This window comes from Plantactinospora endophytica (assembly GCF_016862915.1).
GTDB lineage: Bacteria > Actinomycetota > Actinomycetes > Mycobacteriales > Micromonosporaceae > Plantactinospora > Plantactinospora endophytica.
The window spans coordinates 1-1,007 of sequence record NZ_BONW01000080.1; the positions used below are offsets into that span (position 1 = coordinate 1).

Genomic DNA, 1,007 nt, shown 5'->3' on the forward strand with positions numbered 1-1,007 from the left:
CCCCTTTTATACATCAGCCGTTCGGCTAGCCAGCAGCAATACCAACGGGCTATCGTGATGCCTGAACAGCCAACCATCCTCCGGCACCCACCCACCACCACCGACACCCTCCGTCCCGGCCACGACCACCAGCGCAGGGAGAACCACCATGACGAGCACCACCACCACCCGCACCACCACCACACAGACCACCACCAAGACCGCCACCCAGACCGCCACCCGGGCCGGCGGCAACCGCACCGACGACCCCACCCTCACCGACACCGCCACCGACCTCCTGCACGCCATGACCGCCCTACCCGCCCACCACCCCTCCCGACCCGCCCTCCGCGACAAAGCCATCGAAGCCTGGCTCCCCCTGGCCAACCACCTCGCCCACCGCTACAGCGGACGCGGCGAACCCACCGACGACCTCATCCAAACCGCCGCCGTCGGCCTCATCAAAGCCATCGACAAATACGACCCCACCCGCGGCGTCGACTTCGCCGGCTACGCCATCCCCACCATCATCGGCGAACTCAAACGACACTTCCGCGACCGCACCTGGGACATCCGCGTCCCCCGCCGCCTCCAAGAACTCCGCCTCGCCATCAGCGAAGCCAACAGCACCCTCCTCCAAACCCTCGGCCGCTCCCCCACCATCACCGACATCGCCACCCACCTCCACCTCACCGAAGAAGAAATCCTCGAAGGACTCGAAGGCGCCCGCGCCTACAACGCCGTCTCCCTGTCCACCCCCACCGGCGACGGCGAACGCACCACCGAACTCGGCGACCTCCTCGGCACCGACGACAACCAATACGAACTCGCCGAACTCCGCGTCGCCCTCGGCCCCGCCCTCGCCACCCTCGACGAACGCGAACAAAAAATCCTCACCCTCCGCTTCTACGGCAACCTCACCCAATCCCAAATCGCCGAACACATCGGCGTCTCCCAAATGCACATCAGCCGCCTCCTCACCCGCGCCCTCACCAAACTCCGCGGCCAACTAGCCGACACCTACTGAA

1 protein-coding gene is annotated in these 1,007 nt (G+C 66.3%); it reads left to right on the top strand.

Going from position 1 to position 1,007, the window contains the following annotated elements:
- Positions 1 to 286: 286 nt before the first annotated feature.
- Positions 287 to 1,006, top strand: coding sequence for a SigB/SigF/SigG family RNA polymerase sigma factor (locus tag Pen02_RS41405; RefSeq protein ID WP_239142049.1), 720 nt, complete (start codon positions 287 to 289; stop codon positions 1,004 to 1,006).
- The last annotated feature ends 1 nt before the right edge of the window (position 1,007 follow it).